The organism is Crinalium epipsammum PCC 9333 (assembly GCF_000317495.1).
GTDB classification, from domain to species: Bacteria; Cyanobacteriota; Cyanobacteriia; order Cyanobacteriales; family PCC-9333; genus Crinalium; species Crinalium epipsammum.
The window spans coordinates 5,222,501-5,241,981 of sequence record NC_019753.1 but is presented as its reverse complement, the minus strand read 5'-3'; the positions used below and the strand labels follow the sequence as shown (position 1 = coordinate 5,241,981).

At 40.7% G+C, this 19,481-nt stretch carries 16 protein-coding genes and 2 rRNA genes (1 of these 18 cut by a window edge); 8 read left to right on the top strand and 10 right to left on the bottom strand.

Going from position 1 to position 19,481, the window contains the following annotated elements; genetic code table 11:
* Positions 1-4: 4 nt before the first annotated feature.
* The 3 genes from thyX (at position 5) to CRI9333_RS22735 (ending at position 3,045) form a co-directional block, all read left to right on the top strand.
* Positions 5-1,939 (top strand): FAD-dependent thymidylate synthase, encoded by a 1,935-nt coding sequence (gene thyX, locus CRI9333_RS22745; protein WP_015205509.1) that lies wholly within the window; start codon positions 5-7, stop codon positions 1,937-1,939.
* Between the two features lie 89 nt (positions 1,940-2,028).
* Positions 2,029-2,460 carry a dUTP diphosphatase gene (gene dut, locus CRI9333_RS22740; RefSeq protein WP_015205508.1) on the top strand — a complete coding sequence of 144 codons (432 nt, stop codon included), beginning with the start codon at positions 2,029-2,031 and terminating at the stop codon, positions 2,458-2,460.
* A 12-nt stretch (positions 2,461-2,472) separates the two neighbouring features.
* Positions 2,473-3,045, top strand: a complete 573-nt coding sequence (locus CRI9333_RS22735) for a deoxycytidylate deaminase (protein WP_015205507.1) — start codon at positions 2,473-2,475, stop codon at positions 3,043-3,045.
* A gap of 1 nt (position 3,046) precedes the next feature.
* On the opposite strand, the gene CRI9333_RS22730 is transcribed toward CRI9333_RS22735, so the two are convergent.
* From CRI9333_RS22730 to CRI9333_RS22690, 10 genes are all read right to left on the bottom strand, one after another.
* Positions 3,047-3,580: a P-loop NTPase family protein gene (locus tag CRI9333_RS22730; protein ID WP_015205506.1), complete on the bottom strand. Its 534-nt coding sequence runs from the start codon at positions 3,578-3,580 to the stop codon at positions 3,047-3,049.
* A gap of 307 nt (positions 3,581-3,887) precedes the next feature.
* Complete coding sequence (locus CRI9333_RS22725) at positions 3,888-4,421, bottom strand: DUF421 domain-containing protein (RefSeq protein ID WP_015205505.1); 534 nt, start codon at positions 4,419-4,421, stop codon at positions 3,888-3,890.
* Positions 4,422-4,602: 181 nt separating this feature from the next.
* A complete protein-coding gene (locus tag CRI9333_RS22720) occupies positions 4,603-5,133 on the bottom strand; it encodes a cysteine hydrolase family protein (protein ID WP_015205504.1) in 531 nt (176 codons plus the stop codon).
* A gap of 17 nt (positions 5,134-5,150) precedes the next feature.
* A complete protein-coding gene (locus CRI9333_RS22715) occupies positions 5,151-7,100 on the bottom strand; it encodes a hybrid sensor histidine kinase/response regulator (protein WP_015205503.1) in 1,950 nt (649 codons plus the stop codon).
* A 150-nt stretch (positions 7,101-7,250) separates the two neighbouring features.
* Positions 7,251-7,667 (bottom strand): response regulator, encoded by a 417-nt coding sequence (locus CRI9333_RS27480; RefSeq protein ID WP_198013593.1) that lies wholly within the window; start codon positions 7,665-7,667, stop codon positions 7,251-7,253.
* A complete protein-coding gene (locus CRI9333_RS22710) occupies positions 7,661-9,370 on the bottom strand; it encodes an ATP-binding protein (RefSeq protein ID WP_015205501.1) in 1,710 nt (569 codons plus the stop codon). Before CRI9333_RS22710 ends, CRI9333_RS27480 begins: the two co-directional genes overlap by 7 nt.
* Before the next feature lie 307 nt (positions 9,371-9,677).
* On the bottom strand, positions 9,678-10,688 hold the full coding sequence (locus tag CRI9333_RS22705; protein ID WP_015205500.1) for an ATP-binding SpoIIE family protein phosphatase: 1,011 nt from the start codon (positions 10,686-10,688) through the stop codon (positions 9,678-9,680).
* Positions 10,689-10,950: 262 nt separating this feature from the next.
* A complete protein-coding gene (locus CRI9333_RS22700) occupies positions 10,951-11,355 on the bottom strand; it encodes an anti-sigma regulatory factor (protein WP_015205499.1) in 405 nt (134 codons plus the stop codon).
* Complete coding sequence (locus tag CRI9333_RS22695; protein WP_015205498.1) at positions 11,336-11,731, bottom strand: STAS domain-containing protein; 396 nt, start codon at positions 11,729-11,731, stop codon at positions 11,336-11,338. Before CRI9333_RS22695 ends, CRI9333_RS22700 begins: the two co-directional genes overlap by 20 nt.
* 26 nt (positions 11,732-11,757) lie before the next feature.
* Entirely contained in the window at positions 11,758-12,615 is an 858-nt protein-coding gene (locus CRI9333_RS22690) for an STAS domain-containing protein (protein ID WP_015205497.1), read from the bottom strand.
* A 476-nt stretch (positions 12,616-13,091) separates the two neighbouring features.
* Between CRI9333_RS22690 and CRI9333_RS22685 the strand changes: the two genes are divergently transcribed.
* From CRI9333_RS22685 to CRI9333_RS22665, 5 genes are all read left to right on the top strand, one after another.
* On the top strand, positions 13,092-13,649 hold the full coding sequence (locus CRI9333_RS22685; protein WP_015205496.1) for an adenylate kinase: 558 nt from the start codon (positions 13,092-13,094) through the stop codon (positions 13,647-13,649).
* A 179-nt stretch (positions 13,650-13,828) separates the two neighbouring features.
* Positions 13,829-14,548 carry a ribonuclease PH gene (gene rph / locus CRI9333_RS22680; RefSeq protein ID WP_015205495.1) on the top strand — a complete coding sequence of 240 codons (720 nt, stop codon included), beginning with the start codon at positions 13,829-13,831 and terminating at the stop codon, positions 14,546-14,548.
* Between the two features lie 551 nt (positions 14,549-15,099).
* Entirely contained in the window at positions 15,100-16,626 is a 1,527-nt protein-coding gene (gene bchB / locus CRI9333_RS22675; protein WP_015205494.1) for a ferredoxin:protochlorophyllide reductase (ATP-dependent) subunit B, read from the top strand.
* A gap of 439 nt (positions 16,627-17,065) precedes the next feature.
* Positions 17,066-18,556, top strand: a 16S ribosomal RNA gene (locus CRI9333_RS22670).
* A gap of 275 nt (positions 18,557-18,831) precedes the next feature.
* A 23S ribosomal RNA gene (locus CRI9333_RS22665) occupies positions 18,832-19,481 on the top strand; it runs 2,246 nt beyond the window's last position.
* Together the 16S and 23S rRNA genes form the textbook arrangement of a ribosomal RNA operon.

Below are 19,481 nucleotides of genomic sequence, written 5' to 3'. Positions count from 1 at the left end.
TCTAATGGATCGATTTCGAGTAGAAGTTATTGCCAAAACACCCAATCCTCAGCAGGTGATTTATTCGGCATTACACCAAGATTATACGAATGCTTTTGTATTTGACGAACGCGACTCCTGGCCATCAGAGCAAGAATGCGGTGAGATTATTGTTAAGCGTTTATTAGCAGGAGATAGGGGACATTACGGATGTCTAGAACACCCACAAATTATCTTTAATTGTGGCTATTTTCCTCACAGTGTAATGCAACAAGCGCGTACTCATCGAGTAGGAGTAAGCTTTGATGTGCAATGCCTTGCTGCTGATACAGAAATTACTTTTGTTAACTGTGAAGGTGAGACTAATACAAAGTTAAAGAAAACTCTTGGAGAATTATATGATCTTTGGACTAATGGCGAAAAAGCAATTCGCCAAAGATTAATTGAAGGTAGGAATGGTGAACCACCTGGCGAGTATCGTCGTGATTGTAAAAAACGAATTCGCAAGATGAATTTACGAGTTCTTAACGAAGAAACTAATTTATTTGAAGTAGGGCATATTAAAGATGTAATGTGCAGTGGCGTTCAACCTATCTACCGAGTAACTTTAGAAGATGGAAAAACATTAAAATGCACTGCTAATCATCGACTATTTACATCAGAAGGTTGGCAAACATTAGGTGAGGCAGTTGGTTTAATAACTGCTTCAGATGGTAAGGTTTTAGACATGAAAAAGCCTTGCGCTGTAATGTGCAATGGTATTCCTTTAAAAGATACTAAATTCAGCAAAGGTAATCAGCCTTGGAATTATAGACCTGATGCTCTTTATCGGGATCAAGTTTGGCTGGAAGAGCATTTAGCTAAAGGACTCCATGCAGATGAGATGGCAGAACTAGCTAGTTGTTCAATCGAAGCCATTAAAAAGTGGGTATATGCTTATGGATTGTCTTTAAATAAAAGACCTTCAGGAACTAAAAACCCTTGGAATAAAGGAAAAGGCGGTTATCATCTTAATCTTTCAGAAGAAAGCCGTCAGAAACGGTTAGATAATGCTAAACAATATACAAAAAGAGGAACTGAGTCTAACTTTTGGAAAGGTGGTACATCTACTGATAGGGAAATTATAGGGGCTTGGACAAGACAAACTGCTCCTCAAGTTCACCAAAAATTTAATTACATTTGTCAGCGATGTGGAGTGAGGGGTGGAGATCTTCATGCTCACCATTTAATTCCAGTTTTCGCTGATGAATCCTTAGCCTATGAGTTTGATAACTTAATCACTGTATGTAAAGACTGTCACGCCTATATTCATCACAACAACGAAGAAGCTAAATTTGCTAAATCTTATCAACCAATTTTAGATCTTCAAAACTGGCATCCAAAACCTAAGCCCTTTGGCAATAAACTTCAAGCTCATCCAGTTGAAGTTAAAAATGTTGAATATTTAGGTCAACAAATGACTTATGACCTAGAGGTAGAAGGAGATTGGCATAACTTTGTAGCTAATGGCATGGTAGTTCATAATTCCTTCCGCTATACAGGTTTACACATGATTGATATAGTTGAAGGCAAGAAAGATATAGAAGAAGCTTTTTATCTTCGTCCCGTTGGCTATTACTCTGACCGTCAAGGCAAGAAATATTACTATTCACCTGAGCAAAGAGAAGCCGATTTAAAATGGTGCTTGGAAGCTGCTAAAAGATACCAACTTGATATTGAAGCTGGTATGGCAGAAGAACACGCTAGAGGTAAGCTTCCTTTTGATTACCGCCAGCATTTTATAGTTAGTTTTAATTTACGTTCTTTCTTGCATTTCAGCGATCTTAGAAACAAGAAAAATGCTCAGTTAGAAATTCAACAGCTTTGTGAGCTAATGTGGCCTCATGTGAAAGAGTGGACTCCCGAAGTTGCACTGTGGTATGAAAATACTCGTTTAGGAAAAGCTAAACTAGCACCGTAAAAAAGATAATTTAATTAATACTCTCAATTCTGGTAAATAATTTGATTATTTATCAAGTGCTATTAACTTTAGCTATAACTTAGAAAAAAATGGAACTCAAAATTAGAAAATTAAATGATTCAGCAGAAACGCCCAGCTATGCACATATCAATGATGCTGGTCTGGATTTATTTTCTATTGAGGATACAGAAATAACTGCTGGAGATAGTAAATTAATTCATACTGGAATCTCAATCGAGTTACCGCCTGGAACAGAAGCACAAATTCGTCCGAGGAGTGGATTAGCTCTCAAGCATCAAATAACTGTCTTGAATACTCCAGGTACTATTGATGAAGGGTATCGTGGAGAAATTGGTGTAATTTTAATCAATCATGGAAAAAATACCTTTAAAGTAACTAAAGGTATGAAAATTGCTCAAATGGTAATTGCATCAGTAATTAGAGTTGAAGTTACAGAGGTAGAAAGTTTAAGTTCAACCTTGAGAGGAGATAATGGTTTTGGCTCAACAGGATTTAATTAAAAATAACTATTCATGCAAACTATATTCAATTTAGACGAATCCTCTCAAAGACCAACATGGGATGAATATTTCCTGATGTTGGCAAAGTTGGCAGCAACTCGCTCAACTTGCTTGGCGTTTCCAGTTGGTGCAGTCATTGTTAAAGATCGGCAGATATTAGCAACGGGTTACAATGGCTCACCATCTGGTTCTGTACATTGTACGACACAAGGATATTGTTATCCTGGTTTGAGTAGCTGTGATGCTAGTAAGAGTATGCCATCGCGTTCGGTACACGCAGAAGCAAATGCGATCGCACAAGCTGCTAAACATGGTATCGCTACTACTGGCGCTAGTATTTACGTTACTCTAGAACCTTGTTTGTCCTGCCTAAAGTTAATAATTTCTTCTGGAATAAGGGAAGTTTTTTATGAAACTCCCTTTAATAAAGGAGAAAGTATCTTTGTGAGAGATTCCTTTATAGAAGATGGTTTAGTTACTTTAAAACAAATTCATCTTAGTAATGCGATCGCACAACGCGGAGCTTACTTTCTCCTCAATCCTACATCTGTCGCTACAGCTACAAATTCTTTACCCACCCAATAAATTAAGGGCGGTGACTGCGGCGAATTTCCGTAATTTGATCAGCTACATCCAGAAGCGCCTGTGGCATATCTTGCCCCGTGAGAATAATATCTACATGATTAGGGCGGAGTTCTAAAAACTTTAATACCTCATCTTCGGGAATTAAACCAAAATTAATCGCCAAGCTTAATTCATCTAGAACAACCAAAGAATATTCTCCCTCCAATACCACCTTTTGAGTATATTTCCACAAATCTCGCAAAGATTCTGCCTCAACTGGATCTAACTGTGGCGTATCAATACAACGTGGTAAATCACAGCGCATCCAAACTAAATTTTCCCCTAAGCGCACTGGATGCTCATATCCCTGATTTAATCCGCCTTTGAGAAATTGCACCACTAGAACTGAGGTTCCCTGTCCTGCAATTCTAAGCGCCTGTGCCATTACATTAGTAAAAAAGTTGCGGTGAGAACTGGTAAATACTTGTACCAATCCTTCAACAGTGTAGGGTACGCGGCAAGGATCGAGAGTAGGAGTTTCTAGCTGTGCAACCATTTGGCAAATTTTAGTGATGGGTTAAGTGTAAATATAGATTAATTCCTGGCAACCTTAAATCTGGCAACCGATATATAGTGTATTTTTTTGATATTCATCTTAGTCAAACACTATATATGTACTTACGTCAAGTGCTATGAGGAAATGATCTAGTAACGCTGACACCCTCAAGGGTGCAGCTATACAAGCAAAGCCCGCCTGCGCGGGCATTAAAAAAGCCTGCGTAGGCAGGCTTAGTCTGTATAGCGCCAGCCTTCAGGCTGAAGGAATTTGAGAGAAGGAAAATAATTTTTTTTATCCGCAAAAACTATAAAGTCTGTTTTTCAACAGCTTTAGGTATCTTTGTATCTTGTGGAATTACACTAATACTGCCATCAGCTTCCATAAAAGCAGCTTTAACATCATCCAGTTTTTGCACACCATGTTGACGTAGCATCCGCATCAACTCATCTTTAGTTAACAATTCTTCATCCATATTTTCAGGAAGCATACGACCTTGAGTTACTAACGGTTTTGGGGGTGGATTCAACCAACGTTGAAAGCGTGGAAATTTAAAGCCTAACCAATTTAAACTGTAACTCCAAAAAATAATTGTTGAAACTAGCAAAGCTCCATCTGTGATAGAAGTATAATCGCTAGACATAGCATTTTCAGCAGCATTTGCAAACAAAATTACTACTAGCAAATCCGCAATTCCCACTGCTCCTATTTGTCGATTTGGCAGAAAACGCAAAATCGCAAATAGCATAAAATAAACCAGCGAGCCACGTATAAATAACTCAGCAAAAGAACTGCCAGGAATAAAAAGTTTATACCAATCTACCTTAAACCAAAAATCCATAAATGCCTTGTATTAGAATTTTTTTAATTAAAATTTATTTTAATATTTATTTGTACTTCTCTGCATCCATCTGTAGTTAATTCTCTCAAATTTGACTCATGCAAGAAACAACTATGAGCTTTTACTCACGAACTTTATCTCAAAATCTATTCTTACCCCTCTCTCCTCCCCCCTCCCTCTCTTAAGGTGCAGCTAACATTCCTCCGCCTAATCCAGCATCACGCAATCTAGTAGCACCAATATTACGGCTTAACACAGCTAAACCTGCTAAATGTGCTTGTAAACCTGCTGTACTAGCACAGCAATCTGTTAATACAATGGGTTCAATACCAAGATCAAAAATATCCATCGCAATTTTTAAGACACACATATCAGTATCAATACCAACGATCAGCAAACTTTTAATATTTTGCTGCTGCAAATAATCAGCTAACTCATTAGGTAAACCACAAAGACCCAACTTAGAAAATATCAAATCTTGTTCTGCAAATGATTCTAATTCTGGAGCCATGTTTGTTTCTGGTTCACAATTACAACCTTCCCAACCTAAGAAGCGACTATAAGGCGCATCAGGTTGATTAATAAATCTAGTAAATAAAATTGGTGAATAGCGATCGCGCTCAATTAGCTGAACTATCCTTTGGGGAATATGATGTGTAAAATCGTTGATAAAACCACCTTGCACATCAACTATTAGTAATGCTTCCGACATATCCACGCTCCTTTAAACTAAACTTGTACAATTCGTTTAGTTAAACTTGCCACGACTTTAACTAATTCATTTAAATCAACTGGTTTAGGAACGTGGTTTTGAAAACCTGCTGCGATCGCATGATTACGATCTTCTTCTCTAGCATAAGCAGTGAGTGCGATCGCGGGAATTTGCTGATTATTTACCCCCAAATTTCTCACCTGATGAATTAACTCATATCCATCTACTTCCGGCATCCCAATATCACTAATCAGCAAATCTAGCTGCAACTTAGAAAGCGCCTTCAAAGCTTCATCCGCCGATGTCGCCGTTGTCACCACCGCGCCATACTCTTCTAAACCTGCTGCTAGAAAATCAAGCGAGTCTGTTTGATCGTCTATTGCAAGTATCTGCACACCCTGAAGAATCAAATTATTTTTAACAGTAGTATTTTCAGCCGTAGTTATTAATTCTAAATCCTTCTTACTTGCAACATTTTCAACTACAAAATTAGTAGCTATTGGTAGTTTAACCGTAAATGTTGCTCCTAACCCTTCTCCTAAACTTGTAGCCTGAACAGTACCACCGTGTAATTCTACTAAATGACGCACGATCGCTAATCCCAAACCTAACCCTGCATGGGTTCTTGTAGTTGTACCATCAGCTTGACGAAAGCGATCAAAAACATAAGGTAAAAAGTTGTGATTGATACCTCTACCCGTATCACTGACTTGAATTTCTACCTGGGAATTTATATTTTCCAATCTTAGTTCAACGCGACCGTGATTAGGTGTGAACTTAATCGCATTAGAAAGCAAATTCCATAAAATTTGTTGTAATCGGTCTGAATCACCTAAAATAAGATTGTTTGATGAAGCTAATACCGTATGTAATTCAATTTCCTTAGCCTCTGCTGCTGGGCGCACAGCATTCATTGCACCTTCAATAACTGCTACAAGTTCAACAGGACAAATATTCAGGCGATGTTTACCTGTAATCATCCGTGAAACATCCAAAATATCTTCAATTAATTGTGATTGGACATTAGCATTACGCTCAATAGTTTCTAAAGCGCGATTAGTAGTAGTTTGATCAAATTTCCTTGTACGAAGTAATCTAGCCCAACCCAGCATAGAATTTAGGGGAGTACGCAACTCGTGAGAAAGTGTTGCTAAAAACTCATCCTTAATTTGGTTAGCTTGCTGCAACTCTTCAGCACGTTTTTGTAAAGTCTCCTCAAGAGATTTACGTTCAGTAATATCAGACAAAATGTACACACTTCCGGTACATACTCCTTTCTTATTTAAAACCGGATCTGCCGTGACACGAAACCAACTATTTCCACTTTTTAATTCTAAAACTTTCCTGATATCAGTATGTTGAATCGTGGTTAGCTCATCTATTTGATTAGAGTCAAAAAAACTTTCTGCTAATTCACTAAAAAATTGACCAACAAGATCCACACTTAAATTTTTAAACAAATCTATAATCGCTTGATTACATCGCAGAACTCTACCTTGACTATCTAGCAAGCAAACGCCATCGTTGATAGAATCAAAAGTAGTATTCCACTGCTGCGCTACTGACTTAGCTATCTCTTCAGCTTGCTTGATTCTTAATAAAGCCTTTACAGTAGCAATCAACTCAATTGGTTCTACAGGCTGAACTAAGTAGGCATCTGCGCCACTATCTAAACCTTGTACTTTATCCTCACTACTCACATATTTAGCGGATAAGTGAAGTATGGGAATAGAGAAAGTTTCAGGGTTTGCCTTAATTGTTTCGCAAACTTGAAACCCGCTCATGTCTGGAAGCTTGACATCCAAAATAATCAAATCTGGAAGTTGTGCAGCTAACCGCAACGCTTCTTTACCTGTAGCAGCTTCTTTCACCGCAAAGCCAGCCTGTTGTAGCGTTCTGGTGATGGCGTAGCGACCTACCGTGCTATCATCAACATTTAATATAGTTATTGGCGGCTGCTCATCCATGTTTTTTCTTGGTGCTTGTAATTGAGCGGTAAAATCTGCTTTATTTCCCTAATTCTGTGTTACTATATTTTGACACATTTTTAAATTTAATCATTTTTCATTTAAAGTGTTCTATATTTAGACAGAAATATTATTTAGCTTATGCTTTTTCTACAGACAAACCTTTCTTAGCGTTTCGTCTATTATATTATTCATCATATCTGTAGAAGAATAGTATTTAGCAATGATTGTTAATGCTCGACTTTCTAAATATTCTTTTTCAGATTGTTCTAATATTTTTGATGTATTAATAACTACAGGAATATCTTTAGTTGCTGGATCGGATTTGAGATATTCTATAACTTGAAAACCATTGAGATTTGGCATAACTATATCTAAAAAAATTAATTGAGGTTTTTCTTCATATACTTTGCGAATGCCCTCCTCTCCAGATGTAGCTTCAACAATAGTATGACCTTTATTGAGCAGAAGTGTTTTAAGCAAATACCGCGCAGTAGGATCATCATCAATAATTAAGATTTTTTCGAGAGGCTTTTGCTCTATCAGTGCTGTAAGTTTTTCTAACAACCATTTTTTTCTACTGGTTTCACACAAAAATCATCTGCCCCTAATGCGATCGCCTTTTGACGATTATCAATTACAGTTACTACAATTACTGGAATATGTTGAGTAAAGGAATTTTCCTTAATTTCCGCAATAAAACTCCAAGTATTTTCTATCTCTAACAATAAATCTAAAATAATAACTCTTGGTCTAACTTCCCATAAAGCTTTCCGTGCTTCTTGTAAAGTGCGTGCCGGAATTACTTGAAAAGGCGAATTTTCTAAATATTTTTCATAAATAAACAAAGTTTCTAAATTATCTTCAACAACCAGTACAGGATAGCGATTAGGATCAATCATCCAACTCATTTCTGAAACTATTACCTCTTCTTTTGGCTGAGAGTATTGTAGTGGAATAGTCGCAAAAAAAGTTGAGCCAACTCCTAACTCACTTTGAACAGAAACACTTCCTCCTAATAATTCAGCTAATTTTAAGCAAAGAGGCAATCCTAAACCTGTACCTTTTACTCTATTTTGTGCTGGGCTTTCTATTTGAATAAACTGTTCAAAAATGCGCTGTTGATCTTCTGGGGCAATTCCTAACCCGGTGTCGGATATAGAAAATATAACATTATTGTTTGAGCCTAACTTCGCACTGACACGCACTTCTCCTTGTTCAGTAAACTTGACAGCATTAGAAATAAAGTTTCTTAAAATTTGGGAAACTTTGCCTTCATCCGTATAAAATTTAGAAATATCTATCGGGTCTTCAAATACTAAAGAAATATTATCAGAGGTAATTAGCGGTCTAAACATTCCTCTCAAGGCACTGAAGACATCATCAATACTGAATTCCGTAGGGTTAACAACTATTTTTCCCGCTTCTATTTTTGCTATATCTAACAAATTGTTAACTAATTCTGATAATACCTCTGCTGACTTGCGGATGAAATTTACCTGTTTTTCTTGTTCTGGACTTAAATCACCGTCTGTATAATCTAATAGTAATCCAGATAAACTCAAAATCGAATTAAGAGGAGTACGAAACTCATGGCTCATATCGGCAAGAAAGTGAGATTTTAGCTTAGAACCTCGCTGCAAATACTCTGCCTTATCATCTAATTCCGCATAAAGTGCTACAACACCACGATTAGTTTCTTCTAACTCTTTATTTAATTGTTCTAATTCAGATTGTTTGGCTCTAACTTCTTCTAAAGTATTTAAAAGTTCTTGATTTTGGCGCTGCATTTCTTCAAATAAACTAGATGAGTTTCGCTGCGCTAACTTTTGGGAAATTTTGGCGAGATATTGCCCTTGAACTATTGGGGTTTGCGGTGGTAACTGTTTGCCTAATATAACCGTAGTGCCTTGACCTGGAACAGATTCAATATGAAAATGATCTGTTAGCCGTTTCGCGCCAATCATACCTAAACCCATTCCGGTTTTAGAGGTATAATTACCATTTAAGATGGCTTCAATATTATCAATTCCTTTACCGCGATCGCTAATCCGAATTAAAAAAATTTGGGGCGATCCCTGCACTAAAAACTCTACTTTGCCACCCCCAGCATATTGAAAAGCATTACGGGCAATTTCTGAAACAGCAGTAGCAAGGCTGGTTTGCTCATATACTTTAAAACCTAGTAACTCTGCTAGTTGGCGTGTTCTCTGACGCGCCATTACAATGTCAGATTCTAAACTTAAATCCAAAGAAATAATCTTAGTCATATTCACCAATTTAAGTTCAATTGGAGATTAGTAATTTATTTTAATTTTGACTTGATAACTAAACTATCTACTTATAAATAGATTTTTGCTGAAATATTAAAGTTCTTGCATAAATATATTTAACCCCACCCCAGCCCTCCCCTTGGCAAGGGGAGGGCGCAAATTTACCCCCTTTATAAGGGGGGTAATTTGGACTTTTGCAAAAGGTCTAATATGTATCAGTAAACACATACAATAATTTATTATTAGTTTCTGGTTTATTAAGAATAAGTTGTGAAATCAAAGGGGAAGTTTCCAAGAATTATTTTTAATTCTCAAAATTTTCTCTAGCAACCAGCACTGTTACATCATCACGACCTCGTTTAAAATCTCGATATAAAACTCCTGCAATCAAACTAGGATGTTTGCCTACAAGATTAATATAACGGTTCAAGCGCCATTGCGTAGCTAACCCATCAGAGTGCATCACTAGCAGTGCTTGTGAAGACCAAGGATAACTAAATTCCTGAAGTTTTAATAATTGATGACCAACAATACCATTGTAAGAAACCATGCTGCGGCTTTCTAGAGAAGTAATAATTGCAGCCGAAATATTACCTACCCCAGCGAAACGCACTGTTTGTTGGTCAAAATTGATTTCTGCGATCGCGATCGCCGCACCCCTTGTACTCCGCAAAGCACCGTGACAATGTTCAATAATCTCTTTCGGGCTAAGATGAGCATAATTTTGAAAAATTTCTACCGCTTTTGATGATGCCTCAGCCGCGCCAAGCCCGTGGCCCAAACCATCTGCCACTAAAATTACACTTTTAGTAGGACTTTCGTATATTGACCAAGCATCACCACAAACTTGTTCAGATGCGATCGGCACACAAATCGCACCAACTTCTAGAGAACTATTCGACTTAGCAAGCGGCAAATCCTTAGACCATAGCCGACTTAATAAAACTGTACCTAATTGGGGAACCGAATAAATATCAAAAAAACTAGATAGACGGCTAATAGCACCTAAACCATTGCCTGGAGTCCCGGCTGTAGAAAATCCGTCTTCTAAGCACTTTTGAACATCCTCCATCCCTAACCCTTTATCCAAACCCAAAATTTCCAGCCCAGAAAGATTTTGGGAATGTAAAGAGCGCAAGAGCAATTGACCTTCAGTAGCGTGCTTAACTAAATTTTTAGCAACTTCAGTAACAACAATAGCGACCTTTCCGCACTGGGTATCATTAAAGCCAAGTTCCTCAGCTACTACGGTAGCAATTCGTCGCACTTCTCCAACTTGACTATCCTCCGTAATCGGAAAGATCATATCTGACATATAATTTAGCTCTTGATTCCTAAAATTTACCCAGAACTTACGCAATAGAACAGTAAAATCAGGCTTGTAGGGGCGGGTTGCACAAAAATTTATCCTGACAAACCTTTGATCTATATAAACCCGTGCTGACCTGACTTACAGTTGTAGAGACGCGGTAGATCACGTCTCTACAACCCATCCGAACAGCCATTATCAGTAAAGAAATATCTGCGTTTATCTGCGTTTATCTGCGGTTAAAAATTTCTTAAACTAATTGATGACATCATTTCCACTTAGTAATCGTGATGCGCGTACCCCCACCCACACTAGAAACCAGTTCAAATTCATTTACTAGCCGCTTGCTACCACTCAACCCCAATCCTAGCCCCTTACCAGTCGTGTAACCGTCTTTGAGTGCCAAATCAAGATCTGGAATACCAGGTCCCTCGTCTTCAAAAGTCAACCGCAAAGCTTTACGAATTCCTTCACTTAAAGCTTCTAAATGTAACTTACCACCTCCACCATAATCCACCATATTACGAGCCAACTCACTAGCGGCTGTTACTATCTTAGTTTGGTCTACCAAACTAAAACCCTGTTCAATAGACCATTTCCGTACAATCTGCCTAACAAACACAATATCGGCTGACGAGCCAACAGACATCACCTCATCTTTTTGCACGGCCATAGCCGTTCTCCTTAGAATCTAGCCTTCGTGATGCCCGTAGTAAACTCATCCCCCTTTCGACATTTAACGCTGTCCGAATTCCAGGTAAAGATAATCCTAACTCTACCAACGTGATCGCAACCGCAGGTTGCATTCCCACAACTACTGTTTCTGCATCAAGTACCCGTGACATAGCAGCAATATTTCCCAAAATCCGTCCAATAAAAGAGTCCACAATATCCAGTGAGGAAATATCAATTAGCACACCCTTAGCATTAGTTTGGGCGATCCGGTTAGTGAGGTCATCCTGTAACGTCATAGCTAGGCGATCGTGCATATCTACTTGAATAGATACCAGCAGAAATTCCCCCATCTGGAGTATTGGAATATGTTCCACTCTGGCTTCCTTTGCTAAAACTAAGCTTATGCACGACTGATCGAAAAGCCTGTACGTTCCAACGCCATCACAAAGGCATCAGCTAACGTACCTTTAGTAACCACATCACTAAGGTCTACCCCTAAGTGAACTATAGTTTGGGCAATTTGTGGACGAATGCCACTGATAATGCAGTCAGTCCCCATCAGTCTAGCAGCAGCAACAGTTTTGAGCAGATGTTGAGCCACTAGAGTATCTACTGTTGGTACTCCCGTAATGTCGATAATGGCAAATTCTGAACCAGTTTCCACTATTTTTTGTAATAGAGACTCCATCACAATTTGAGTCCTGGCGCTGTCCAGCGTACCAATAAGCGGAAGTGCTAGAATTCCTTCCCAAAGCTTCACAACTGGCGTTGAGAGTTCTAATAACTCCTCCTGCTGGCGCATTATGACTTCTTCGCGGGTTTTTTGATAAGCCTCAGTAGTCCAAAGACCTAGTTTGTCTAATAGATCAGTTGCTAACCAAATTTCATCTGCGATCGCATCACTGTTACCAGCTAGTTCTTGCCGTAGTTGCTCAAATAATGGCTGCTTGAAAGAAAACACAAACAACGCAATATCTCGTGGTGAAAAACCCTGTCGAGCGCGAGAATTAGAAATGCTAGTAAGTATTTCTCGCACTCGATTCCACTCAGATGTTTGAATGTTTGTCAAGTTACCACTTTGCGTAGCATCCGTCAGCAAGCTTAAAAATTCTGTAGACTGTTGCCGCAGTTCAGTTTCCTTTATGAAGTTATCGCGCCGCAAACCAGCAGCAGCTTGTTCCTTCATCCACCCTGTTAACAAACCTGCTTGATAGTTTTTGAGAATTTCAGGGATGATGCTTTTGCCGTTCAGGCTCATTTGTCTGTTCCTTTGATCAGCTTTAATAGAAGGTGTGATTATTCAGTAAATTTATTTGACTAAGCTTAGTCTATAAGTTTTACCCTACAAGAGATACTAAAACTTACGCACTGTGTTTAGTCACTCAACAGAGGGCAAGAGAAAACAGCAAAAAAAGTTTCTAAAATTTTTGCATCTAACTTCTAGTTACTACTGCTTGAAGTCTAGCTCACTGGAAACTTAACAAGCTGAGTATTGGCAGTGAGATGGCAATCCGGTCTAGATAGATCTTGATGAGCGTGATTGCACTCAGTGTTCTCAGCTACAGTGATAGCAACTCACATATTATCGTTATCTGTGAATTTTTTGTACTTATGATTTAAACAGACATCAGCTTAAAACTTGAACAACTGTTTAATTGTAAAGAACGATATTTTAACAGAGATTGGCTGAACAGCAAAATATTTATCTGTAATTGAAGTTAGGAGCAACATTTAGTGAGACTGGTAATTTTGGGAGGTGCAGGAGCAGGAAAGGGAACACAAGCTCAACTGCTGTGTAGCAAATTGAGTATTCCTTGGATTTCTACAGGTAATATGTTGCTGAGTGCGATCGCATCCCAAACTCCATTAGGTTTGCAAGCAAAACCCTATGTCGATCAAGGCGAACTCGTTCCTGACGAACTCATGATCGAATTTATGCGCCAGCGACTTCTACAGCCTGACGCTCAAAACGGTTGGTTTCTTGATGGTTATCCTCGTACCGCCTTCCAAGCCGAAGAGTTAAATTTCTTATTAGATAATTTAGGTCAAAAATTAAATAAGGCTATTTGGTTAGATGTTCCCGAATCAGTAATGTTGACTCGTTCAGCCCAACGTGGACGTTTAGACGACCAGCCAGAAATCATTCAGCGTCGCATAGCCTTATTTAACGAACGCACCCTGCCCATCCTAGAATACTACCAACCCCGCCAAAAACTCTTGCAAATTAACGGCAACCAACCACCCGAACAAGTCCACCAGGATATTTGGCAAAAACTTTTTTCAAGCACCTAGACAAAAATTTCTCTTCCCAGCACCGAAAAAAGCACAAACCTAACTTCCAGGTACCAAAAAAAATCCCCTTTGCGACCTTAGCGAATTCCTTTGCGATCCTTGGCGTTAAAAAAAACCAAACTTTTCCCAGTAACCAATCCCAGACTGCTATCCTTAATGAGAATTTTGAGGCAAGTGCGATGTCTTGGCAGCGTCCCGATCACCGACAATACGACCAACTACGACCGATTAGTTTTGAAAAAGAATTCACCCGCTTTTCTACCAGTTCAGTCTTAACTCGCTGCGGCGATACCCAAGTTCTGTGTAGTGTAACAATTCAAAATACTATTCCCAAGTTTTTACAAGGCAGTGGCAAAGGTTGGCTTACTGCCGAGTATCGGATGTTACCTAGTGCCACTCCTCAACGCCAAGAACGGGAGTTTATGAAATTAGCAGGGCGCACCCAGGAAATTCAGAGATTAATTGGACGGAGTTTGCGGGCAGCAATAGATTTACAGGCACTAGGAGAACGTACAATTATTGTGGATGCAGATGTTCTTCAGGCAGATGCCGGAACCCGTACAACATCTATTACTGGCGGTTTTGTTGCCTTAGCAGATGCACTAAACAAACTTGTCAAGCAGGGAGATTTAGAGCGATCGCCCATCATTCACCAAGTTGCAGCTATTTCTGTAGGATTATTGCACGGATCACCTTTTTTAGACCTCAACTACCCCGAAGATGTCGCCGCCGAAGTTGATTTTAACGTTGTGATGAACGAAGAATTGAGTGCGATCGAAATTCAGGGAACCGCCGAAGACGGAACTTTTACCCGCACACAATTAAATCAAATTATGGATTTATCCGAAAAGGGTATTAAAGAATTGCTGGAATTGCAGCGTCAAGCCTTGGACAGTTGAACCTTACTCCTATACCTCAATTGCTTGCGATTGCTGACACCTATAAACCAATACTCTCCCTATTGAGTGTTAGCCAGAACCTTGCTGGAGAATGGCACTTTCCGCTTAACTAGGTTGAAATACTTATCGCATAAAACCCCCCTCCCTTTAATAAGGGGAGGGGCTGGGGGTGGGGTAATACGTTTAACTAGATTGACCCACTTAATTAGAAACAAAACAAATTTTAGCAACCTTTAATACTGCTAAAAATTTGCAACCTTGTTTATTTGCCATAACCTAATTCTATCTTCTCTTGACTTGACTTTGCCGACAATTTGTGTATATTTATAAGCGATAAAAATATATTCATAAAATTAAGAATTGTTTCACCTAAATTACCAGAATATTGCCTTTCTAATAAACTGAATCGTTAGCTCCAAAAGTATTTCAGCTATTACAGAAAGACAAAATTACAATTTAGTAATTTCTGATCAACATCTTCATCTTTGAGAAAATCAAAAACGACTTAATTAATTAGCTATATTGCAATCAGCACAACGGAGAACACATAAATGAAATTAGCTTATTGGATGTACGCAGGTCCCGCTCACATTGGTACTCTGCGCGTCGCCACTTCCTTCAAAAATGTCCATGCAATCATGCACGCACCAATCGGCGATGACTACTTCAACGTCATGCGATCGATGCTAGAGAGGGAACGCGATTTTACCCCAGTAACAACCAGTGTCGTAGATCGGCACGTTCTCGCTCGCGGTTCTCAAGAAAAAGTTGTAGACAACATCACTCGCAAAGATAGTGAAGAACACCCCGACTTAATTGTGCTGACTCCCACTTGCACCTCCAGCATTCTTCAAGAAGACCTACAAAACTTTGTTGAAAGGGCATCTATTGAAGCACAAGCAGATGTGCTTTTAGCTGATGTCAATCACTACCGCGTCAATGAACTCCAAGCATCTGACCGAACTTTAGAGCAAATCGTCCATTACTACATTGACAAAGCTCGTAAACAAGGCAACCTAGCAGAAAGTAAAACTGAACAGCCTTCCGTTAACATCATCGGTATTTCTACCTTGGGTTTCCACAATCAGCACGACTGCACCGAATTGAAGCGGTTGATGGCTGACTTAGGAATTACCGTTAATACAGTGATTCCAGAAGGTGCTTCCGTTCACGAACTTAAAAACCTGCCGAAAGCATGGTTTAACCTAGTACCTTATAGGGAAATAGGCTTAATGGCTGCTCGTTACTTAGAGCAAGAGTTTGGAACACCTTACATTGATATCACACCAATGGGTGTGGTAGAAACAGCCCGTTGTATCCGCAGGATTCAGGAAGTTATTAATGCTCAAGGCGGTGAAGTAGACTATGAAGACTTCATCAACGAGCAAACCTTGCACGTATCTCAAGCTGCATGGTTCTCCCGTTCGATTGACTGTCAAAACTTGACTGGTAAAAAAGCAGTCGTCTTTGGTGATAGCACCCATGCTGCTGCTATGACAAAAATTTTGGCGCGTGAAATGGGTATTCACGTTGTTTGGGCTGGAACTTACTGCAAATATGATGCGGAGTGGTTCAAAGAGCAGGTGAGTGAATACTGTGATGAACTACTGATCACAGATGATCATACTCAGATTGCAGATGCGATCGCCCGTGTGGAACCATCTGCAATTTTCGGTACCCAAATGGAACGTCACGTAGGTAAGCGGTTAAATATTCCCTGTGGCGTAATTGCAGCCCCCATACACATCCAAAACTTTCCCATTGGTTACAAACCCTTCTTAGGTTACGAAGGTACAAACCAGCTTGTAGACCTAATCTACAATTCCTTCACATTGGGAATGGAAGACCACCTGTTAGAAATATTTGGCGGTCACGACACCAAAGAAGTTATTACCAAGGGCATTTCTGCTGGTTCTGACCTTGGCTGGAACAAAGAAGCCCAAGCAGAATTGAATAAAGTTCCTGGCTTTGTACGTGGAAAAGTCAAGCGCAATACCGAAAAATTTGCCCGTGAGCGCGGCTTAAATGAAATCACCTTAGAAGTAATGTATGCAGCTAAGGAAGCTGTTGGCGCTTAATTAGCAACTATTTTGATATACCTTCATGTCAAAGGTGATGAGAAATCTCACCCTTGGCTACCCTGGTTCGACGTAAGCGCGTAGCACACGCTCACGTCGAACCAGGTTTTATTATGACTATGGTAACTGTATACAAAAACAATCTAGTAAGCCTCTAAAGCTTACGTCCCACCTGATTGCGCGAGACCTAGATCCGCCACTGAAAAAAAAAATTCTCTCAAAAGGTTGACAGTTTGAATTGTAGTTGCTACATTAATAAAGCGGTCGAGAGAAGCCAGCGCAAGCGACACTTCCTCAAGCGCCTGAACCTAGAAAATTATATAGTTTGAAAGCTTTATAGCACGAAACCTCGTCAAAAAGCAATTAAGCCTCAAAGTTAATCGCTTTGAGCAAAATGGAACTGTGGTTCCAAAAGTAAGCCGAGCAAAACTCATTACATAAAATGGAGAGTTTGATCCTGGCTCAGGATGAACGCTGGCGGTCTGCTTAACACATGCAAGTCGAACGGGTGTAGCAATACATTAGTGGCGGACGGGTGAGTAACGCGTGAGAATCTGGCTTTAGGTTCGGGACAACCACTGGAAACGGTGGCTAATACCGGATGTGCCGAAAGGTAAAAGGTTTACCGCCTGAAGATGAGCTCGCGTCTGATTAGCTAGTTGGTGTGGTAAGAGCGCACCAAGGCGACGATCAGTAGCTGGTCTGAGAGGATGATCAGCCACACTGGGACTGAGACACGGCCCAGACTCCTACGGGAGGCAGCAGTGGGGAATTTTCCGCAATGGGCGAAAGCCTGACGGAGCAAGACCGCGTGAGGGAGGAAGGCTCTTGGGTCGTAAACCTCTTTTCTCTGGGAATAAGAAAGTGAAGGTACCAGAGGAATCAGCATCGGCTAACTCCGTGCCAGCAGCCGCGGTAATACGGAGGATGCAAGCGTTATCCGGAATGATTGGGCGTAAAGAGTCCGTAGGTGGTGATTCAAGTCGATTGTTAAAGAGCGGGGCTTAACCCCGTAGAAGCAGTGGAAACTGAATCACTAGAGAGAGGTAGGGGTAGAGGGAATTCCCGGTGTAGCGGTGAAATGCGTAGAGATCGGGAAGAACACCAGTGGCGAAAGCGCTCTACTGGACCTCATCTGACACTGAGGGACGAAAGCTAGGGGAGCGAAAGGGATTAGATACCCCTGTAGTCCTAGCCGTAAACGATGGATACTAGGTGTTGTCTGTATCGACCCGGACAGTGCCGTAGCTAACGCGTTAAGTATCCCGCCTGGGGAGTACGCACGCAAGTGTGAAACTCAAAGGAATTGACGGGGGCCCGCACAAGCGGTGGAGTATGTGGTTTAATTCGATGCAACGCGAACAACCTTACCAGGGCTTGACATGTCTGGAATCTTCGTGAAAGCGAGGAGTGCCTTCGGGAACCAGAACACAGGTGGTGCATGGCTGTCGTCAGCTCGTGTCGTGAGATGTTGGGTTAAGTCCCGCAACGAGCGCAACCCTCGTCCTAAGTTGCCAGCATTAAGTTGGGCACTCTGAGGAGACTGCCGGTGACAAACCGGAGGAAGGTGGGGATGACGTCAAGTCAGCATGCCCCTTACGTCCTGGGCTACACACGTACTACAATGCTACGGACAAAGGGCAGCCAACCAGCGATGGTGAGCAAATCCCATAAACCGTGGCTCAGTTCAGATTGCAGGCTGCAACTCGCCTGCATGAAGGTGGAATCGCTAGTAATCGCCGGTCAGCATACGGCGGTGAATTCGTTCCCGGGCCTTGTACACACCGCCCGTCACACCATGGGAGCTGGTCATGCCCGAAGTCGTTACCCTAACCTGTAAAGGAGGGGGATGCCGAAGGCAGGGCTGGTGACTGGGGTGAAGTCGTAACAAGGTAGCCGTACCGGAAGGTGTGGCTGGATCACCTCCTTTTAGGGAGACCAACTACAAAGTGTGAACTCACAGATTCACCCACAGTAGTCATCCCAGGTCAAGCGAGAGTTAGTCTAAAGGCTTTCAAACTATTAATGGTTCGGTTTAAACAATGTGGAAACACATCTAGCAATCTGACAATAACGAGAGTCAGCCTGCTGGATTTAATCCAGCTAGAACCTTGAAAACTGCATAGCAACAAAAAAAGTAGGTAGTCGAAACAGAACTACGAAGTGTGAAAACACCAGTAGAAAACCTGTTTGACAATTAATAGTGGTCAAGATAATAAGGGCTGATGGTGGATACCTAGGCACACAGAGGCGAAGAAGGACGTGATTACCGACGAAACGCTCCGGGGAGTTGGAAGTAAACATTGAGCCGGAGATGTCCGAATGGGGCAACCCTTTATACAACCTGTTGAATCCATAGACAGGTATGAGCCAACCCAGCGAATTGAAACATCTTAGTAGCTGGAGGAAAAGAAATCAACAGAGATTCCCTTAGTAGCGGCGAGCGAAGCGGGAACAGCCTAAACCACGAAGTATATCTTTGTGGGGTAGTGGGACAACAGATACAAGACCCATGAAGCTAAACGAAGCAGCCTGATTGCTGCACCAGAGAAGGTGAAAGTCCTGTAGTTGAAAGTGAATTGGGCTTAGTTGCATCCCGAGTAGCACGGGTCACGAGAAATCCCGTGTGAATCAGCGAGGACCATCTCGTAAGGCTAAATACTCCTGTGTGACCGATAGTGAACAAGTACCGCGAGGGAAAGGTGAAAAGAACCCCGCAAGGGGAGTGAAATAGAACATGAAACCATCAGCTTACAAGCAATGGGAGGACGATTAAACGTCTGACCGTGTGCCTGTTGAAGAATGAGCCGGCGACTTATAGGCACTGGTAGGTTAAGGTAAGATTTACCGCAGCC